Annotated in this window: 15 protein-coding genes; 11 read left to right on the top strand and 4 right to left on the bottom strand. The window is 56.3% G+C overall.

Going from position 1 to position 19,089, the window contains the following annotated elements; genetic code table 11:
* Positions 1-94 precede the first annotated feature (94 nt).
* A protein-coding gene (locus tag JYB85_RS11370; protein ID WP_207379396.1) for an IS3 family transposase occupies positions 95-1,170 on the bottom strand; the annotation gives its coding sequence in 2 pieces (ribosomal slippage) (positions 95-921 and positions 921-1,170; 1,077 coding nt in all).
* 140 nt (positions 1,171-1,310) lie between these two features.
* Complete coding sequence (locus tag JYB85_RS11365) at positions 1,311-4,100, bottom strand: insulinase family protein (protein ID WP_207379395.1); 2,790 nt, start codon at positions 4,098-4,100, stop codon at positions 1,311-1,313.
* A gap of 172 nt (positions 4,101-4,272) precedes the next feature.
* Here JYB85_RS11365 and sixA point away from each other — a divergent pair, with 172 nt between their 5' ends.
* A complete protein-coding gene (gene sixA, locus JYB85_RS11360; protein ID WP_207379394.1) occupies positions 4,273-4,743 on the top strand; it encodes a phosphohistidine phosphatase SixA in 471 nt (156 codons plus the stop codon).
* A 67-nt stretch (positions 4,744-4,810) separates the two neighbouring features.
* On the opposite strand, the gene smrB is transcribed toward sixA, so the two are convergent.
* On the bottom strand, positions 4,811-5,341 hold the full coding sequence (gene smrB / locus JYB85_RS11355; protein WP_207379393.1) for an endonuclease SmrB: 531 nt from the start codon (positions 5,339-5,341) through the stop codon (positions 4,811-4,813).
* An 80-nt stretch (positions 5,342-5,421) separates the two neighbouring features.
* On the opposite strand from smrB, the gene prmB reads away from it, so the two are divergent.
* The 5 genes from prmB to JYB85_RS11330 all read left to right on the top strand — a co-directional run bounded on the left by prmB (position 5,422) and on the right by JYB85_RS11330 (position 10,117).
* Positions 5,422-6,366: a 50S ribosomal protein L3 N(5)-glutamine methyltransferase gene (prmB, locus tag JYB85_RS11350; protein ID WP_207320137.1), complete on the top strand. Its 945-nt coding sequence runs from the start codon at positions 5,422-5,424 to the stop codon at positions 6,364-6,366.
* A 93-nt stretch (positions 6,367-6,459) separates the two neighbouring features.
* Complete coding sequence (aroC, locus tag JYB85_RS11345; RefSeq protein WP_207379392.1) at positions 6,460-7,554, top strand: chorismate synthase; 1,095 nt, start codon at positions 6,460-6,462, stop codon at positions 7,552-7,554.
* Complete coding sequence (locus JYB85_RS11340; protein ID WP_207379391.1) at positions 7,554-8,705, top strand: MFS transporter; 1,152 nt, start codon at positions 7,554-7,556, stop codon at positions 8,703-8,705. Before aroC ends, JYB85_RS11340 begins: the two co-directional genes overlap by 1 nt.
* Positions 8,706-8,725: 20 nt before the next feature.
* On the top strand, positions 8,726-9,844 hold the full coding sequence (locus tag JYB85_RS11335) for an ATP-NAD kinase family protein (protein WP_207379390.1): 1,119 nt from the start codon (positions 8,726-8,728) through the stop codon (positions 9,842-9,844).
* A gap of 3 nt (positions 9,845-9,847) precedes the next feature.
* Positions 9,848-10,117 carry a YfcL family protein gene (locus JYB85_RS11330; protein WP_207320133.1) on the top strand — a complete coding sequence of 90 codons (270 nt, stop codon included), beginning with the start codon at positions 9,848-9,850 and terminating at the stop codon, positions 10,115-10,117.
* Between the two features lie 38 nt (positions 10,118-10,155).
* Here JYB85_RS11330 and mnmC read toward each other — a convergent pair whose 3' ends face one another.
* The gene (gene mnmC / locus JYB85_RS11325) at positions 10,156-11,997 is read right to left on the bottom strand and encodes an FAD-dependent 5-carboxymethylaminomethyl-2-thiouridine(34) oxidoreductase MnmC (RefSeq protein ID WP_207379389.1); all 1,842 of its coding nucleotides are present in this window, start codon (positions 11,995-11,997) and stop codon (positions 10,156-10,158) included.
* A 112-nt stretch (positions 11,998-12,109) separates the two neighbouring features.
* Here mnmC and fabB point away from each other — a divergent pair, with 112 nt between their 5' ends.
* The 5 genes from fabB to truA all read left to right on the top strand — a co-directional run bounded on the left by fabB (position 12,110) and on the right by truA (position 19,075).
* Complete coding sequence (gene fabB, locus JYB85_RS11320; RefSeq protein WP_207379388.1) at positions 12,110-13,321, top strand: beta-ketoacyl-ACP synthase I; 1,212 nt, start codon at positions 12,110-12,112, stop codon at positions 13,319-13,321.
* Positions 13,322-13,418: 97 nt separating this feature from the next.
* Entirely contained in the window at positions 13,419-14,549 is a 1,131-nt protein-coding gene (locus tag JYB85_RS11315; RefSeq protein ID WP_207379387.1) for a 4-phosphoerythronate dehydrogenase, read from the top strand.
* 2 nt (positions 14,550-14,551) lie between these two features.
* Complete coding sequence (locus tag JYB85_RS11310; protein WP_207379386.1) at positions 14,552-15,568, top strand: aspartate-semialdehyde dehydrogenase; 1,017 nt, start codon at positions 14,552-14,554, stop codon at positions 15,566-15,568.
* A gap of 177 nt (positions 15,569-15,745) precedes the next feature.
* Positions 15,746-18,181, top strand: a complete 2,436-nt coding sequence (locus JYB85_RS11305; RefSeq protein WP_207379385.1) for a FimV/HubP family polar landmark protein — start codon at positions 15,746-15,748, stop codon at positions 18,179-18,181.
* Between the two features lie 108 nt (positions 18,182-18,289).
* Positions 18,290-19,075 (top strand): tRNA pseudouridine(38-40) synthase TruA, encoded by a 786-nt coding sequence (gene truA, locus JYB85_RS11300; protein WP_207379384.1) that lies wholly within the window; start codon positions 18,290-18,292, stop codon positions 19,073-19,075.
* Positions 19,076-19,089: the final 14 nt, after the last annotated feature.

Raw genomic sequence — 19,089 nt, 5'->3', positions numbered from 1 at the left:
CCAAGACTTTTTGTGCCGTGACTCGTTCGGTATTATCGGTTTCACCTGACCTTTCCCCGAGATTAGTACCAATCCCTTGATGAGATTTTCCAGCTTATGCTGCCTGCTTGGCATACTCAACAGGCGGCGTGTAGTTCAATGAACTATGTGGGCGAACATGGTTATAGTGTTCACGCCATAGCTCGATTTCATATCTGGCTTCGTCCAAGGTTCTGAACCAGTGCTGGTTCAGACATTCGTTCCGGAATTTGCCATTCAGGCTTTCCACAAAGGCATTTTGCGTCGGCTTTCCTGGCTGGATAAAGGCCAGTGTGACGCCCGTTTCCTTACTCCAGAAGAACATTGCCTTGCTGGTAAATTCTGTCCCATTGTCGCAAGTAACCTTGTTTGGCGTGCCTCGCTCTTCCATCAACTGGTCCAAGAATCTGGCGACCTGCCTGCCACTGATGGCTACAGAGACTAATTGACCGACCATTTCCCGCGAATAATCATCCATGACATTCAGTACCCGAAAGCGCCGACCATTGCTGAGTTGGTCTGACACAAAGTCCATAGACCAACGTTGATTCGGTGCTGTCGGCACCTCCATCGGCTGCCTTGGCCGGGTTAGCTTCTTGCGCTTCTTCGTTCTGACCTGCAAGCCTTCCTCCGTGTAGAGCCGATAGGTTCGTTTGCGGTTTTTGACCCAGCCTTCGCCTCTGAGCAAACCATGCAGCATTAAATACCCATAGCGAGGATATTGCGTCGCCAGCGCCTTCAGCCGCTGTCTGAGCCCATTGTCAGCCTTTGTCCTGGGCTGATAGCGAAACGCGGTCCGGCTCAACCCAGCCAGCTTGCAGGCCACACGCTCACTGAGACTGAAACCTTCAATCAAGTGCTGGGCAACAGGCTTTTTTGCCGCTGGCGTTACCACTTTTTTGACAGCACATCCTTCATGGCTTCGACTTCCAGCATCTTGTCGGCCAGCATCTTTTTGAGCTTGTTGTTCTCGGCCTCCAACTCCCTCAGCCGCTTCGCTTCATTCACTTCGAGCCCGGCATACTTGCTGCGCCAGTTATAGAAAGTGCCCGTAGAAATGCCCATTTCACGGCAAATGTCATCGACCTTTGCCCCTGCCTCATGCTGTTTGATGGCCTTAATGATTTGTTCTTCGGTGTAGCGTTTCTTCATGTTGAGATCTCCATTGGCTCCAGTGTATTGGAAATCTCATCAATGTCATGGTCTTAAAGTTGGGGGAGAGGTCACACCAAGAGCCAAAGGTATTTTGGCAAAAGTGTAGAGTAATGATTTGGCCAAACGCAGATGGAATGTTAGAAACTGAACTTGTCAGCCTGAAGTTTGAAGCTGCGAAGGTCTGTGATCATCTTGTCCGAGGTCAGGGGTTGCTGGTGCCTGTGTTGTTCGCCGCAGCTGAACAGTACCAGGCGGTCGCAATGCTTGGTGCGCATTTTTTGCATCATAAAGCGGATCAAATCGGCACGGGTCAGTTGTTCGATTTCCTCAACCACCAATTCCCTTTGATTAAATCCGTAGTCCTTGTTGCCTATGCTGGACCAATACCTCTGGCTGCGGGTCTTGAGGTTGGCATCGTGTTCCATGATTTGGTTGATTAGCCCCGACTTGGTGTCTTCCCACTGTTCCTTGGTGATCTGCATGATGGCGTAACTGAAGTCGGCAATGAACTCGTCTATGGCTTCCAGTAACTGTAGTGGTCCTGCGGTGGGGGACTGGATATAAAAGATCATCCCCGGGTGCCTGTTAAGTGGCAAATAACCCGTGCCTACCATGTAACCCAGCTGCTGTTTGGTACGCAGCTCGTGGAAGAAAGTGGATGACATGGCATGGTTAAGCAGGCTGAACAGGGCCATTTTTTGGGGATTGGCCACAGGTGATTGGTAGTAAACCAAGATGGCACTGTCCTGATGGGCAATGCTGAGTTCGCGAAGCAGGGTGCCATTGCCTCGTAAATCAATGAGCTCCCGCGCTGATTCGCCGCTGGGGCTGGACACCAGGGACAGCAGATGGCTCAGGCGTTTGCCCAGCGCCTTGGCTTCTTCCTCAAGCCAGTCACCGTAGACCAATCCTTCCAGATAGATGCGTTCATAAAAGCTTCTGACATGTTCGTGCAGATCTTCCAGGGTGATGTCTTCAAGCATCTCCGCCATTCGTCTTGGCTCATAACTGCGACGCTGCAAGGTCACCGTCAGGCTGGTGAACAACTGGGAAATGGGTTTGGCCTGGGCAGAGTTGTACCAACTGCGCAGCAATTGCCGCTTGATTATGTTGAACCGCTCTTGGGTGAAGTTGCGTTCCCTGGCCTTGTCTATCAACAGTGCCAAGAGGGTTTCCTGGTTACCCGTGAACCCCGTGAGGTGCAGCGTCAAGCCGCCCTGATGGGGATAAATGTTGTAGCTGAGTCCGGCAACCTCCGCCTGATAGGTGGGCTCCGTCAGATAGTCCAGCAACATCTCCACATAGAGGCGGGTGAGGGCCGCGTGACGCGGTGTCGGGCTGGCCTGCTCCGAGTCCAGCGACAGATACAGGTGTCCCTTGGGCACGTTGAACTCATCATCTTTTTTGTGCCAGATCCGGTAACCCGGCGCTTCAGCAACTGTAATGGGCACTGGGGCACCGGCCTTGTCCGGACGGGCCTGAGAGTCACTGACAATGAAGGGATTGGGCTCAGGCAATTTCAGTTCTGCTCTGATGCCGTCCACCCGCCAGCGCGCCATTTCCCCGGCACTGAAGGCTTTCACCTCGTAGGGGGTGTGGTACCACGCGGCCCTGTTTGATGTATCAACCTCCTGGCTGACCAACTGCAGACGCATGTTTTCCGCTGTCATCATATCCAGGAGTGTCAGTACTTCTGCTTTATCCAGGCCATCCATACGGTAATCACCGAAGACCAGATCTTCACAGTGGTAATGGTGCATGTTGATGCTGAGGTGACTGGCCAAATCCAGCACCTTGATTTGTTCCTGGTACCGAAACGCCAAAGCCAGCAGATTGCTGCGCTCTTGATAGCGCCAATCTTCCAGCCCCTGCTCACGCACCAGACTGATGTATTCAAAGCTGGCGAGAATGATGTCATCCAGGTGCTGCAGGCCACGATCAGTCAATTGAAAACTTATGTTGTAATCCTTGAAGTTGTAGCCGTTAATGCCGCCACCGGCCGACAGTTGATTTACCCATCCCTGCTCCTTGAGGTATGACAACAGACTGCCGGGACTTTCATTTCCCAGCAGATGGCTCACATAGGTGAGGGGCTTGTGGCGGTAATAGCGGTCAATTCCGGGCAGGGCGAAACTCATGGTCAGGCGCTTTTGCTCCTTGAGCGGCACTATCTGTACCCATTGGCAAAGCTGTTCCTTCCTGTACAGAGGTTCGTCAGGATAAGACTTGCTGAGGTTGTGATTGGAAATGGAGGCAAAATACTGCCTCGCCAGGCTTTCCTGACGCTCCAGGCTCAAGGGCGCCACCAGGCATAGGGTCATCAGGTTGGCGCTGTAATGCTCCCGGTAAAAGGCCAGCAGTTCTTCCCTCAGATCCGCTTGCTCACCGCCCAGGGTTTCCAGATTGCCCACCGAGAATTTGCTGAAAGGGTGGGCCGGATTAACGGTTTCCTTGTGCACCTGGTAGATGCGGCGCACATCATCCTTGAGTTTGAGGCTGAATTCGGACTCTATGGCCCGGCGCTCCCGGTCCACCAGTTCCAGGTTGAAACTCGGAGCAATGAAAAACTGGCTGAATCTATCCAGGGATTCTTCAAAGGCATCGGCATGAATGCTGAAAAAGAAGTTGGTGTGCTCGGTGCCCGTCCAGGCGTTGTTGCTGCCACCATGCTGATTGATAAAGGCGTGATACTCACCGGGATCGGGAAATTTTTCCGTGCCCAGAAACAGCATGTGCTCCAGGAAATGGGCCATACCAAAGCGGGAGGCAGGATCGTCGAAGTGACCCACATTGACCGCCATGGAGGCGGCGGCTTCACTGCTGTGTTTGTCTTCCACCAAGAGCACCCGCAGGGCATTGTCCAGCGTCAGATACAGGTAGCGGCGGTGATCGTTGGGACTGGCAATGAGCGAATTGCTGCTGGACAAGTGGGCGTCTCCCCGGGTGTTTTTGCTCGTTATATATTGAGCGGCGAAGCCCTTTTTAGCAAACATCTCTTGTGCTTATCGACCAAAGATTAAGACAAATGCAGTTTGTTCAATCAGGAATTCGGGCTACAATTGGCGCGAACACTGAGATATCCGGGTGACAATAATAAGCATGCAACTATTTTTGATGAGACACGGCGAAGCCAGCTACCAGGCTCAGACGGACAGAGACAGGATCCTGACCGACACCGGACGTTATCACACCCGCTTGATGAGCAATTTTCTTAACGGTCTGGTGACTGAATTTGATCTGGTGCTGGTCAGCCCCTATTTGCGGGCGCAGCAGACCTGGCAGGAAGTCAGCAGTCATTTTCCCGAGCCGCGCAAGTGGCTGGTGCTCGATGAGCTGGTGCCGTCTGCCGATCCCACGCTTGCGGCCGATCTGGTCAGGGCCTACGCCGAGCAATTCAAGGCCGACAAGGTGTTGGTGATTGCCCATATGCCGTTGTTAGGATACATGGTGAGTGAGCTGGTTCGCGGTATTGAGCCGCCGCTGTTTGCCACCTCCGGCGTGTGCCTTATCGATGTGCATATGGAGCAGGCACATCAGGTGTGGATGAAGGCGCCCCATAACATCAGCTGATTAACAACATTAAGCCGATAAAAAAGCAGCCCTGGGCTGCTTTTTTGCTTTCTCATCTCACGCGGCATCAGCGCCTGAAGGGCTGATCGCCTATATCCACCAGTACCAGCAAGGCGGCATCGCCACCCCATTCCTTTGGCGCCTGATGGAAAGCCTTAACCTTGGGATGCTGCGCCAGCCACAGGGGTAACTGCTGTTTGAGAATGCCGGTGCCATAGCCGTGCATCACGCAGCAGCATTGGCACTGTTCCCTGATACAGGCTTCCAGCAGGGCGGCGAGTTCCAGCTTGGCCTCGGTCTGACGCATACCGTGCAGGTCCAGGATCAGATCCGGAGGATAATCGCCGCGGCGCAGCCGCTTGAGTTCCTGCTTGTCCGCATGTTCGGCGCGCCAGCGCATGGGGCCGTCGCTTGGCAGCAACGGCTGAAAGGTATCGGAAAAATAATGCTGCACCGCCAATTTGGGGGCCAGTTCCTGGCGCGCGACCTTGGCCGGCAGCGGCGTACCGAAATGTTGTTTGTCCTGGGTCAGGGGTTTAATGCCCTTCACCAGTTCCTGGAAGGCCTCCAGGCCCTCGTATTCCAATGCTTTGTTCATCGGGCTATTTTATTGAATCCTGTGTCAACTGAACAGACTTCAGTTACAATGGCGGCAAATTTGGATTGCGGGAGCCTCCCTTGGATAAGATTTTTGTAGATGAAGCCGTCACCGAGCTGAGAACCATAGGCGATATGCTGCGCTGGGCCGTCAGCCGTTTCAACGACGCCAACATTTATTACGGTCACGGTACAGATAACGCCTGGGATGAAGCCGTCTCTTTGGTGTTTCACGCCCTGCACCTGCCGGACAACCTGGGCACCACGGTTATCAACGCCAATCTCACCAGCAGTGAAAAGCACAAGATTGTCGAGCTGATTATCCGCCGGGTGCGCGAGCGGATTCCCGTACCTTACCTGACCAACAAGGCCTGGTTTGCCGGACTGGAATTCTATGTGGATGAGCGGGTATTGGTTCCCCGTTCGCCCATCGCCGAGATGATAGAGCAGCGTTTCAGCCCCTGGCTGTACAACAAGCCGGTCAACCGTATCCTCGACCTGTGCACCGGCAGCGGCTGTATCGCCATCGCTTGTGCCCACGCCTTTGAAGAGGCCGAGGTCGATGCCCTCGACATCAGCGAAGATGCCCTGAACGTGGCGCAGATTAACGTCGAGACTCTGGGTGTAATGGAGCGGGTGTTCCCCATGGCCTCGGATCTGTTTTCTGCCATTCCAAGGGCGCCGCAGTACGATCTTATCGTCTCCAACCCTCCCTATGTGGATGCCGAAGATCTGGGCGATATGCCGGAAGAGTATCATCACGAGCCGGCACTGGGCCTGGCCTCGGGCCGAGACGGTTTGGACCTGACCAAGCGTATCCTCGCCAATGCCGCCGACTACCTGACCCCCAATGGGTTGCTGGTGGTGGAAGTGGGCAATTCCATGGTGCACCTGATTGAGCAGTTCCCCGAAGTGCCGTTCACCTGGGTCAGCTTTGAGCGTGGCGGTGACGGGGTCTTTGTTCTGACCCGGGATCAGCTTGTTGAAAATGAATCACTGTTCGCCATCTATAAAGATAGGGAATAATGTGTTGCAGCCGCCGGGCCCATAAGGCCCGGCGCTAACCCTTAAACGGGTTACTCCATCTCCTTTCGGTCAATCAAGAGGTACAGCAGGCGCATGGCGGGTAACAGCATAGGTCAGAATTTTGTCGTCACGACTTTCGGTGAAAGCCATGGCAAGGCACTGGGTTGTATCATTGATGGCTGTCCTCCCGGCCTGGAATTGACCGAGGCGGATATGCAGCTCGACCTCGACCGTCGTCGTCCCGGCACCTCAAGGTATACCACAGCCAGACGCGAGGCCGACGAGGTCAAAATTCTCTCCGGTGTGTTCGAGGGCAAAACCACGGGCACTTCCATAGGTCTGTTGATTGAAAATACCGATCAGCGCAGCCAGGACTATTCCAACATCAAGGATCTGTTCCGTCCCGGCCATGCCGACTACACCTACCAGCAAAAATACGGTTTGCGGGATTATCGCGGCGGTGGCCGTTCCTCGGCCCGGGAAACCGCCATGCGGGTGGCGGCCGGTGCGGTGGCCAAAAAATACCTCAAGCAGGTGCATGGCATAGAAATCTATGGCTTTTTGTCACAGCTGGGCCCTATAGGCTATGAGGCGTTTGACCGGGAGCAGATTGAGCAGAATCCGTTTTTCTTCCCCGATGCCGGCAAGCTCGATGCCCTGGATGAATTCATGCGCGAGCTGAAAAAATCCGGCGACTCCATCGGCGCCAAGGTGTCTGTGGTGGCCACCAATGTGCCCGTGGGCCTGGGTGAGCCGGTGTTTGACCGCCTGGATGCCGACATAGCCCACGCACTGATGGGCATCAACGCAGTTAAAGGTGTGGAGATCGGAGACGGTTTTGCCGTGGTGAACCAGAAGGGCTCCGAGCATCGGGATCTTATGTCACCTCTGGGGTTTGCCAGCAACCATGCCGGCGGTGTGCTCGGCGGCATTTCCTCTGGCCAGCCCATCGTTGCCCACATGGCACTCAAGCCCACATCCAGCATCAGCATTCCCGGCGAGAGCATGACGGTGCAGGGCACCAGCGCCGAGGTGGTAACCAAGGGCCGTCACGATCCCTGCGTTGGCATTCGCGCCGTACCCATTGCCGAAGCCATGCTTGCCATAGTGCTGATGGATCATCTGCTGCGCCACCGAGCGCAAAACCTGGACGTTCACAGCCAGACCCCCGCCATCGGAATGCGTTGATGACCCGAACCATGAGCACTGAGGCACAATTGCGCTGGCTCAGTGCCTGCTACTTTTTCTTTTTTGCTATTCTCGGGGTCATGGTGCCCTACCTTGGGGTCTTCTTTGACGCCAGGGGCTTCAATGCCAGTGAAATCGGTTTACTGCTGGCGATTCTGATGGCCACCCGCATTCTGGCCCCCAACCTGTGGGCCATGGTCGCCGATCGCACCGGTATGCGCGCCGAACTTATCAAGCTTGGCGCCGGGGCAGGGGCCCTGACCTATGTCAGCTTCTTTTATCCCGGCAGCTTTGGCTATATGGCCCTGAGCCTGGCCGTCTACACCTTTTTCTGGAATGCCATCCTGGCGCAACTGGAAGTGATCACCCTGGAAACCCTGGGAGACAGGGCCCACAGGTACGGCATCATCCGCAGCTACGGCAGCCTGGGCTATATCTGCCTGGTGGTAGGGGCAGGCTTTGCCATAGGCCAATGGGGCCCGGAAATTCTGCCCTACATTGGCATGACCCTGTTCATCGGCATGCTGGCCAGCTGTTTGCCCTTGCCGGCCAACCGGGTCAAGGTAGAGGCCAAAGCCGCTGGCGGCTTCAGCCTGCGGGGACCCATCGCCTGGTTTTTGCTGTCGGCCATCTTGCTGCAAATGAGTGCCGGTCCCTTTTACGGCTTTTTCGTGCTCTACCTCAAGCAGGCTGGTTACAGCGAATTTGCCGCGGGCCTGGCAGTGGCCCTCGGGGTGGTGGCCGAAATCCTGATGTTTATGCTGGCACCACGTCTGCTGGGCCGCTACGGCAGCAAACCGCTGATGTTTATCAGTATTCTGCTGACCAGTGCCCGCTGGTTGATGATGGCCTTTGGCGTCGATAGCCTGTTCTGGCTGTCCCTGGCCCAGTCGCTGCATGCTTTTACCTTTGGCCTGGTACACGCGGCTTCCATCCAGTTTATTCACCAACAGTTTGACAGCCGTCGTCGCAGCCAGGGCCAGGCCCTGTATGCCAGTCTGAGTTTCGGCGTGGGCGGCGCCATCGGCACCTGGCTCTGTGGCCATATCTGGGGCATAGATCCTTCTTTGTGCTGGGTTTTCGCCGCAGTGTGCGCCTTGCTGGCCGCCTTGGCCGTGCTCCCCCTGCCGGGGCGGGCCAAACCTAACTGATTTTTTGTTGGAGGCATTCCATGGGCAAATTTCGCCTGGGACTCATTATCAATCCATTGGCCGGACTGGGCGGCAGCGTCGCCCTCAAGGGCAGTGACGGTGTGGCGGCCGAGGCGCTGGCGCTCGGCGCACAGCCCAAGGCCGGGTTGCGGATGCAGACGGCCCTGGAGGAGTTGCTGGGCTTCAAGGACAGGATCATTGTCTATACCGCCTCCGGTGCCATGGGCGAAGATGTGTGCCGCGCCATGGGCTTTGAAACCGAGATCTGCTACCAGGCGCCTCTGAATACCGAAGCAAGCGACACCAAGGCGGCCGTTGCCGAGCTGTGCAAGCTGCAGCCGGACCTGCTGCTGTTTGCCGGTGGTGATGGCACAGCCCGGGATGTGTACGCTGTGGTCGATGAGCAGCAGGTGGTACTCGGCGTGCCTGCCGGGGTCAAGATCCACTCCGGCGTCTATGGCATCACTCCCAAGGCCGCCGGCATAGTGGTACGCCTGCTGCTGCAGGGTGAACTGGTGTCCCTGATGGACGCCGATGTGATGGACATAGATGAAGCCGCGTTCCGTGAGGGCACAGTCCGCGCCCGCCGCTTCGGTGAGATGCGGGTCCCAGCGGAGCCCCGCTATGTGCAGGCGGTGAAAATGGGCGGCAAGGAAGTGGATGAGCTGGTGCTTGCCGATATCGCCGCCGAGCTTATCGATGAGATGGATGACAGTCTCTATATCATGGGCTCGGGCTCAACCGTGGCCGCCGTGATGCAGGAACTGGGACTCGACAACACCCTGCTGGGGGTGGACCTGGTGCAGGACCGTCAATTAATGGCGTCCGATCTCACCGCAGCGCAATTGCTTGCAGCTACAGAAAATCAAAAGGTTAAGCTGGTTATCACCCTGATAGGTGGTCAGGGACACATTCTGGGGCGTGGCAATCAGCAGCTGTCACCGGCCCTTATTCGTCGCATCGGCAAGGACAATATTGTGATCCTGGCAACCAAAACCAAGCTGAAAGCCCTTGAAGGAAGGCCGCTGATCGTGGATAGTGGCGACCCGGAACTGGACAAGGCCCTGAGTGGCTATTACCGAATTGTCACCGGCTATCGGGATTATGTGATGTACCAGGTGGCCAACCCGTCGGAGTAAGAGATGTTTGAGAAGTATGAAAACGCCCTGGATCAGTGGATCGCGGGCATAGTGGCCAACGGCGATGACGATGCTATGTTTGCCAGCGGTTATCTGCAGGGCCATTTTGCCGTGGCGCTGGCCGAGCTGGAAGCCGAGGGGGATGTGGACAGCGAGCGCCTCGACACCAAGATGGCTGCCTGTCTTGACATCGCCAGGGGCGAGTTGGCACCGGCGGATTTCGCCCTGGTGGCCAACGCCTGGGACGAACTGAGAGCCAGTATCGCAGCCTAAGCGCTTGCCGGGCTGCAGCGCTTGCCGGGCTGCGGCTGTCAGTCCAGTGATTTACCCTTGAGCAGTTTACGCTGCCACATTCTGCTCGGGGCCATGGCATCGAGTAATGCCTGGCTCAGGGGCGGCACTTCGCCCTGCATCATATCTGCGAGGCACTCGGCCGCCAGTGGCGCCGAGCTGATGCCGCGGGAACCCAAGCCCGCCAGCATGTAGAGTCCCGGCAGTTCCGGCAGAGCCCTGTGCTGCCAAAAGCTTGCCGCTGCAGGGCCCACGCCCTGGGCCTGATACATGTCCATCAGGGCTTGAGTATCGGGCACGGCACCCATCATGGGGAAATGATCCCGGGTGACCATGCGCACTCCAACCCTGGCGCTTTGCGCCGAAATATCAAGATCCTCAAGCCACTGCTGCTGCGGGTAGCTGTCCCGCATCTTGTCCAGATTCCCCCGCTGCTCGGCTTCGCTGTAATGGCCATCCTGAGCCCCCTTAACGTAGCTTGCCCCCATGCAATGGCTGCCCATGTGCCCCGGCGTGAAGTAACCCTGGGAACAAAGCACGGTTTTCAGCTGCGGCAGCGCTCCCTGACTCGGTACATGGGATACCTGACCGCGGAAAGGACTCACCGGCAGGCTTCGGGTCTGGGCAAACTGCATTATGCCCTCGCCGCAGGCCAGCACCAGTTGGTCGAACTCCCCAAGGGCGCCTTCCGTTCCCTCAAGTTGCCAACCGTGTTCAAGCTGCTTAAGTTGTTCAAGTTGCTTAAGCGCCTTCACCCGGGTGCCCAGGTGCAAGTCCAACAGGCCGCTTTGTTGGGCCTGGGCCACCGCAGCGCGGCAAAACTCGGCCGGGCTGACCCAGCCGCCGAGGAGGTAGAAAATGCCGGGATTGTCTATGCCGAGCCCGGCAAGCTTTGCGCCTTCGGCCGCATCGACCCGTCTGGCTATCCTGTCCGGCCAATGGCTGGCCTGGATGATTTTTTCGAGTCGCTCCGCCGAGCGTTGATCATGGCCGGTTTGCAGTACGCCGCAAAAATCATGGGCAATGGCGTGACCGGCAGACTGCAACTGCTCTATTACCCTGCGACTGTAAAGGAAGGCCTGGATGAAGAAGCGGCACAGCTCGCCATCCTCAGGGGTCAGCAAGGGGTAAATTGCGCCCTGGCGATTGCCGGAGGCGGCACCCGCCAACTCATCTGTTGCGCAAAACAGGCTGACCCTTTGGCCCCTCATGGTCAGTGCCAGCGCCATGCAGGCACCGGCTATGCCGCCGCCGATAATGGCCGTGGTTTTGGGCTCTACTGTCCCGACCGTCAGCGGCAACCTGTGCTTGCAGCGGTATTCGTGCCACAGCGCCAGGCGCTCGGACAGATCCAGCTCATGCCTTGTACCTTCTGCCAGGCAAAGAGCCCCATCCCGGGACAGGCGCAACAGTTCCCGGCTGGGTAACAGTTCCAACCAGGCATCGACCGCACCCTGCGGGCCGCAGGGCAGGGCGGCGAGGGTAGTGGCAACATCGCCCAAATGCAGATCCAGCCACAAGCCACCGTCCTCAAGCTGTAACCTTTGCCCTTCTTTGAGTGCCAGCGGTTCACATTCGAGCAATTGCTTGAAAACAGAATGATCTTTTTCAAATTTTGTGTTGCTATAGAGTGTATTCAGCTTAGGCATACTGTCGCAGCACAGCAGCAGCTTGAGGCTTAGTCCCTCGGTCAGCAGCGCCCGTAACAGGCTGTCGGCACCGGCCAGATGTTCGGGCTTGCTGGCATGCAGTACCAGGGTTGCGCGCCTGTCCAGGGCTTGGTTTTTCAAGGGCAGAAGTTGTGCGTGATAGGAGAGGAAGCCGGGCTCGGTCGGGGTCAAAGCATTTACTCTGTGTTGCATAATAGGCATTATTTTACCTGCCTTTATGGAAAGCTGACCACTTAAAAGCGCCAAAGGGGATACTATTGGCGCACTAAAATTGGTACTGATTGTACGGAATGGATAGTAGAACATGAAAAGAGTCGTGATCACCGGCATTGGCGTTGTGTCAAGCATAGGTAACAACAAGCAGGAAGTGACCGAGTCACTGAAGGCCGGACGCAGTGGTATTACTCACTCTGCGCAATTTGAAGAAATGCAGCTGCGCAGCCATGTGTGGGGCAACATCAAACTGGATCCCGCTGAGCTTATTGATCGCAAAGCCATGCGCTTCATGGGCAACGCCGCCGCTTACGCTTACCTGTCAATGCAGGAAGCCATTGAAGATGCGGGTCTGACCGAAGAGCAATATTCCAACCCCCGCGTAGGTTTGATCGCCGGTACCGGTGGGGCTTCATCTTCCAACCAGGTGCAGGCTGCCGACATTCTGCGTGAAAAGGGCGTCAAGCGCGTAGGTCCATACATTGTGCCGCGCATCATGTCCTCCACAGCCAGTGCCTGTCTGGCGACACCCTTTAAAATCAAGGGTATGAACTATTCCATCAGCTCTGCCTGTGCCACCAGTGCCCACTGTATCGGTCACGCGGTTGAACTGATCCAAATGGGTAAGCAGGACATGGTTTTTGCCGGCGGTGCCGAAGAGATCGATTGGACCCTGACCATGGGCTTCGACGCCATGGGCGCCCTGTCAACCAAGTACAACGACACCCCAGAGAAAGCCTCCCGTACTTATGATGCGGATCGCGATGGTTTCGTGATCTCCGGTGGCGGCGGCATAGTGATAGTCGAAGAGCTGGAACATGCACTGGCCCGTGGCGCCAAGATCTACGCCGAAATCATCGGCTACGGTGCGTCTTCCGACGGCTATGACATGGTGGCCCCAAGCGGTGAAGGCGCGGTGCGCTGCATGCAAATGGCCCTGGCCGATGTGGATACCCCTATCGATTACATCAACACCCACGGTACTTCTACTCCGGTAGGTGACGTGCGTGAGCTGGAAGCCATCCGCGAAGTATTCAAGGACAAGGTGCCGCCAATTGCGTCCACCAAGTCTCTGACTGGTCACGCCCTGGGCGCAGCCGGTGTCCATGAAGCCATCTACAGCCTGCTGATGATGAAGGACGGCTTTATCGCCCCTTCGATCAACATCGACAATCTGGACGATGCCGCCAAGGATATGCCGATTGTGCGTGAATACCGCGATGCCGAGCTCAATACCATCATGAGCAACAGCTTTGGCTTCGGTGGCACCAACGCGACACTGGTAATGCGCAAGTACAAGTAAGCGGCAACGCTACACAAATACACAAAAAAGGGGAGCTATGCTTCCCTTTTTTATTGTTACAATGCACCCACTTAGTCCTTGGGAGTCTCAGCTTGTAATGAAAATCCTGGTCGATGAAAACATGCCCTATGTTGACGAGCTGTTCGGTGAACTGGGGCAGGTGGTCAAGGTGTCCGGTCGTACTTTGGATGCCGCGACAGTGGCCGCTGCCGATGTGCTGCTGGTGCGCTCCGTAACCAAGGTCAATGATGCCCTGCTGCAGGCCAACCAACAACTGCGATTTGTCGGCAGCGCCACCATAGGCATGGACCACGTGGACCGGGATTATTTGGCGAGCCGTAATATTCCCTTTGCCAATGCACCCGGCTGTAACGCCATCGCCGTCGGCGAATTCGCCTTCATTGCCATGCTGGAATTGGCACAGCGCTATGGCGGGCGACTCAAGGATAAAAGGGTGGCCATTGTCGGCGCCGGCAACACAGGCACGGCCCTGGCCAACTGCCTGAAGGCCTACGGGGTTGAGTATAGGCTGTGCGATCCCTTGCTGGCGCAAAGCGGCGATAAGCGGGAATTTTATGCCCTCGACGAGCTGCTGGGCTGGGCTGATGTCATCAGCCTGCATGTACCATTAACCCGCGAAGGCCCGCACCCCACCTGGTACCTGTTCGATGAGCAGAAGTTGGATAAGCTGCCACAGAATGCCTGGTTGCTTAACTGCTGCCGCGGCGAGGTGATAGACAACCGGGCGCTTATCCGGGTAAAGAGCCGGCGGGCGGACCTGCGCCTGGTGCTTGATGTCTGGGAAGGGGAGCCCAATCCCATGGCCGAGTTGGTTCTGCTGGTGGATCTCGCCACACCCCATATTGCCGGTTACAGCCTCGAAGGCAAGGCCCGCGGTACTTATATGCTCTACCAGGCACTGTGCCGGGAGCTTGGTATTACCCCGAGTGCCGACCTCAACAGCCTGTTGCCACCCTTCCATCTGGCCGGCGTGACCCTGTCTCAAAACATCGATGAACGACAACTGCTGGGTCTGTGTCGCAGCGTATACGACCTCCGTGATGATGACTGGGTCTTTCGCCGTGAAGGCCTTGATGGGCGCGGTTTTGACAATATGAGAAAAAATCACCGCCATCGCCGGGAATTCAGTGCCCTGGCGCTGGCACACACGGGGGCATCTGAGGTAGATTGGTTGTCCCAATTAGGTTTCACTGGAATCGGTTCATAAACATGTCGCAGCAATTTAACGTAGTCGTATTGGGTGCATCGGGCGCCGTGGGTCAAACCATGATTGAGATCCTCGAGGAGCGCAATTTCCCCGTTGCCAAACTTTTCCCCCTGGCCAGTGCCCGCAGCGCCGGCGATACCGTGACCTTCCATGGGAAACAGGTGGAAATTCTTGACGTTGAGAGCTTTGATTGGTCCCAGGCACAGATTGGTTTCTTCTCTGCCGGGGGCGATGTGTCGGCCCGTTGGGCCCCCATAGCCGCCGAGCACGGGTGTGTGGTCATAGACAACACCTCACACTTCCGTTACGACATCGACATTCCGCTGGTGGTCCCCGAGGTGAATCCCGAGGCCATTGCCGATTTCCGTAACCGTAACATCATTGCCAACCCCAACTGCTCCACCATTCAGATGCTGGTGGCCTTAAAGCCTATCCACGACGCCTATGGCATCAGCCGCATCAACGTGGCCACTTACCAGTCCGTGTCCGGTACCGGCAAGAAGGCCATCGAAGAGCTGGCCGGTCAGTGTGCCAAGCTGCTGCAGGGGCTGCCGGTTGAGCCCAGCGTTTACAGTAAGCAGATTGCTTTTAACGTTTTGCCACACATAGATAAATTCATGGATAACGGCTACACCAAAGAAGAAATGAAGATGGTGTGGGAGACCCGCAAGATCCTCGGTGACGATGAAATAGTGGTTAACCCCACGGCCGTGCGTGTACCCGTGTTTTATGGTCATTCCGAAGCCATACACATAGAGACCCGTGCCCAGGTGGATGCCGAGGACGTGAAAGCCGTGCTGCGTGATGCCCCGGGTGTGGTGCTGTTCGAGGATGATGACGATTATCCAACGGCAGTGACCGACGGTGCAGGTCAGGATCCTGTGTATGTGGGTCGGGTGCGCAAGGACATTTCCCATTCACACGGCATAAACCTCTGGGTAGTCTCGGATAACATCCGCAAGGGGGCCGCCCTCAACAGTGTGCAAATCGGTGAGATCCTGATCCGCGATTATCTGTAAAAAGTGAGCAAACTCAGTGAGTTTGTAGAAAAAGCCCGCAAGCAGCGGGCTTTTTTTGTTTTACAAATGTGAACAGTAGCAGGGCATGAATTTCTGGTTTATAGTAATCTGAATAAATACAATTGCCTAAAGCCTGTCGCCGCCCGGTGAACATGCGCGCTTGAAAGGGAAGGATTGATGAACTTTCGCACTTCTTATCTTGGTGGCCTGGTCGCTGCCGTTTTTATTACCCTTGCTGCCCCCCAATTTCCCGCTGTACAAGCCGCCGAGCCGCTGAAAATAACCGGCCCAGATGGTCAGACCCGTGAGAGCCAACGCCAGTATGGCCCCACCTCCTCGGCCGACACCTTCTGGAGCATAGCGCAGAAAGTCCGCCCCGATACCAATGTCACCATCTATCAGGTGATGGCGGCCATATACGATGCCAACCCCCATGCCTTCGCCACAGCCAATTACAACAGTCTAGAAAAGGGCATGATACTGCTGATCCCATCCCGGGAGGCCATGCTGGCCATTCCCAAGTCATTGGCAAAGGAGCGGGCAGAATCCCAGGATAAGGCATGGCGCAGTGGCGCTGTCGTCGCAAAGCCTGAGCCGGCTAAACCTGCCGTGGCCGAAGTTGTGCCTGAGCCAGAAGCCAAGATGCCGCCCAAACCTGTGTTGCCAAACCAGGATGAGACGGTCAAGCAGTTGAGCGCTAAGCTCGAGGAAGCCCAGGGGCAGAATTTGGCCCTTACCGACGAGCTGGGGCGGGTGAAAGATCAACTGGAAGTGCGTAACAACGATGTTGAAGGCTTGCAGGTCAAGGTTGAGGAACTCAATACCCGTATCGCCACCCTGGAAGAAGCCTTGGCGGCGGCAAGGGAACAAAATGCAAGTCTGCAGACCGACAATGAGGCTCTGAAGCAAGCTCAGGCGCTGGCTCAGATAGAATCCACCAAGGCCGGGGATCAGTGGCGCAGCCTGGTGGACAGCCCCTTGGTGTTGATCTTGGGCGCTTCCATTCCTGCGGTGCTGATATTGGCGCTGGTGTGGATGTTTATGCGTCGCCGCCGTGGTGCGCAGGAATCGATGACCGAGCCCAAGGTCATGGAGGCTGCTGCAGTGGCGGCACCTGTTGCCGCAGCCGTGGCCGCCACACAGCAGGAAGCCACCGACGAAATGGCCGTGCATCTGGATGAAGATGCCGACGACAGCATTGATTCCTTGCTGGACATGAGCAATGTCACTGTGGCGCCGGAGCCGTCTGAAGAGGCTGAGGTATACGTTGATAGCGGTGCCGATGAGGAAGGACAGAGTTTGGACGACCTCTGGGCCGAAGCCATGGGTGAGCAAGACGGCGAGGTCAGCGATGAGGATCTGGATGCCTTGATGGCGGGACTGGAGACCACAGAAGATAAATCTGCCGAGCCAAGTGAAGCCGAGGTCGAGGAAGATTTGGACGCCTTGTTGGCCGATATGGAAATTCCGGCCGATGACAGCATTGAACCGGACACGGACGAGTCAAGCCCTGCCCTGGATGAGCAGGACACCCGAGACTCAATTGCTGCCGAATTGGATGAGGAACTGGGGGAAGGGCCCGATGTCGGCGAAGAGGATTTGGATGCCCTGTTGGCTGGTTTTGATGCTCCGGCCGAGCCTGAGCACGACGCGGAACAGGAAGATCTGAGCGCTGAAATTGCGGCAGAGTTGGAAGAAGAACTGGGCAGCCAGGACATGGAAGAGGATCTCGACGCCCTGCTGGCCGAGTTCAATCTGCCACCGGAAACCGAAGAACCGGTAAAAGGTCCAAAGGCCCTGAGCCAGGATGAACTGGATCAACTCAAGCGGGAAATGACCAAGGCCGATGAGCCTGAAGAGGTTGAGACCGCTGACTTCGACCTGGACAGCCTCATTGAGGATACGCTTGCTGAAAGCGAGCCCACATTGGACGAGGTTGAGACCAAGGAAGATAAAAACGCGCCGCTGGAGTTCACTCTCGATAAGGAAGACAGGCCCAAAGCAAATAAGGAAAGGGATTCTGGTTTCTTCAACGATCTTAAGGCCGGCAAGCCAGGGGCGAAGACGCTGGAGTGGGATAGCCCGGATGAGGCAGAGGAGCCAAGTGAAGATCCCAAGGCCATATCCGCCAAGGACATCAGTGATGATGATCTGCTGGCAGCATTTGCCGAGCAGGAAGAAGAAGGTTTCAGCCTTGATAATGATGATTTGTCGATGGATGAAGCCCTGGCGGCCTTGACCGCGACGGAGAAGAAAAAGAAACCGGCGCGCAAGGTGGAAGAGGAAGATCTCAGCTCCTTCCAAAAAGAAAACGGTTTTATCGATATCGACCGTCTGCTCAACGAAGCAAGCGAGAGTGAAGCCGAACTGGAGCCTTATCCTGCGCTGGATGTGGACATGGATTTGGGCGAAATGGACAGTCTGCTCGGTAACACCTCCATGATTGATGTGGATGACGAGGAAAACTCGGTCAATGCCAAGCTGGATCTGGCCCGTGCCTATATCGAAATTGACGATACAGACAGTGCCAGAGCCCTGCTGCGGGAAGTGGAAATCGACGGCAATGCCCGCCAAAAAGAAGAGGCTGCGGCCTTGCTGGCGGAAATCGAATAAGCTCTGATTACAGCGGAAAACGGCGCCCGGGGCGCCGTTTTTTTTTCGGGAAAGGCGCCGTGACTATGCTAAAATCCGCCGCCTTGTTCGAGATATGTGAGAATAGACATGCGCATTGCCCTGGGAATTGAATACGACGGCAGTAAATTTTATGGCTGGCAGCGCCAGGCCCAGGTGGACTCGGTGCAGGCGCAATTGGAGCGGGCCCTGTCCATTGTCGCCAATGAACCCATAGAAGTGCAGTGCGCCGGTCGCACCGATGCCGGTGTCCATGCCACGGGCCAGGTAGTGCATTTTGATACTCAGGCCATACGCAAGGAAGGGGCCTGGACCTTGGGAGTGAATGTGCATTTGCCCGATGCCGTGGCCGTGCGCTGGGCCAGACCCGTGAGCGATGAGTTTCATGCCCGTTTCTCCGCCACCGCCAGGCGCTATCGCTATGTTATATACAACCACAATTTCCGCCCCGGGATCCTGCGTCACGGGGTCAGTCATTACCATGGCGACATAGACGAGCAAAAGATGCATTTGGCGGCCCAGGTGCTGCTGGGGGAGCGGGATTTCACCAGCTTTCGCGCCATCGGCTGTCAGTCGAAGACCCCGTTTCGCAACGTGCACAAGGTCAGTGTCAGCCGCCAGGGCATGTACATCATAGTGGACATCCAGGCCAATGCCTTCCTGCACCATATGGTGCGCAATATTGTTGGCTCCCTGTTGGAAATAGGTCTTGGCAATCAGCCCCTGGACTGGATGGCGACCCTGCTTGAAGCCAAGGACAGAACCTTGGCTGCAGCCACGGCCAAGCCCCATGGCCTCTATCTGGTGGATGTGACTTATCCCGAAGAATTTCAAATACCTAAATTGGCATTGGGTCCTTTGTTCATGCTGGACTGAACCTTGTCCCTGTG

Source organism: Shewanella sedimentimangrovi (assembly GCF_017354965.1).
Classification (GTDB): domain Bacteria; phylum Pseudomonadota; class Gammaproteobacteria; order Enterobacterales; family Shewanellaceae; genus Shewanella; species Shewanella cyperi.
Note: the sequence above shows the minus strand (reverse complement) of the source record. Positions and strands in the feature narration are given on the sequence as shown.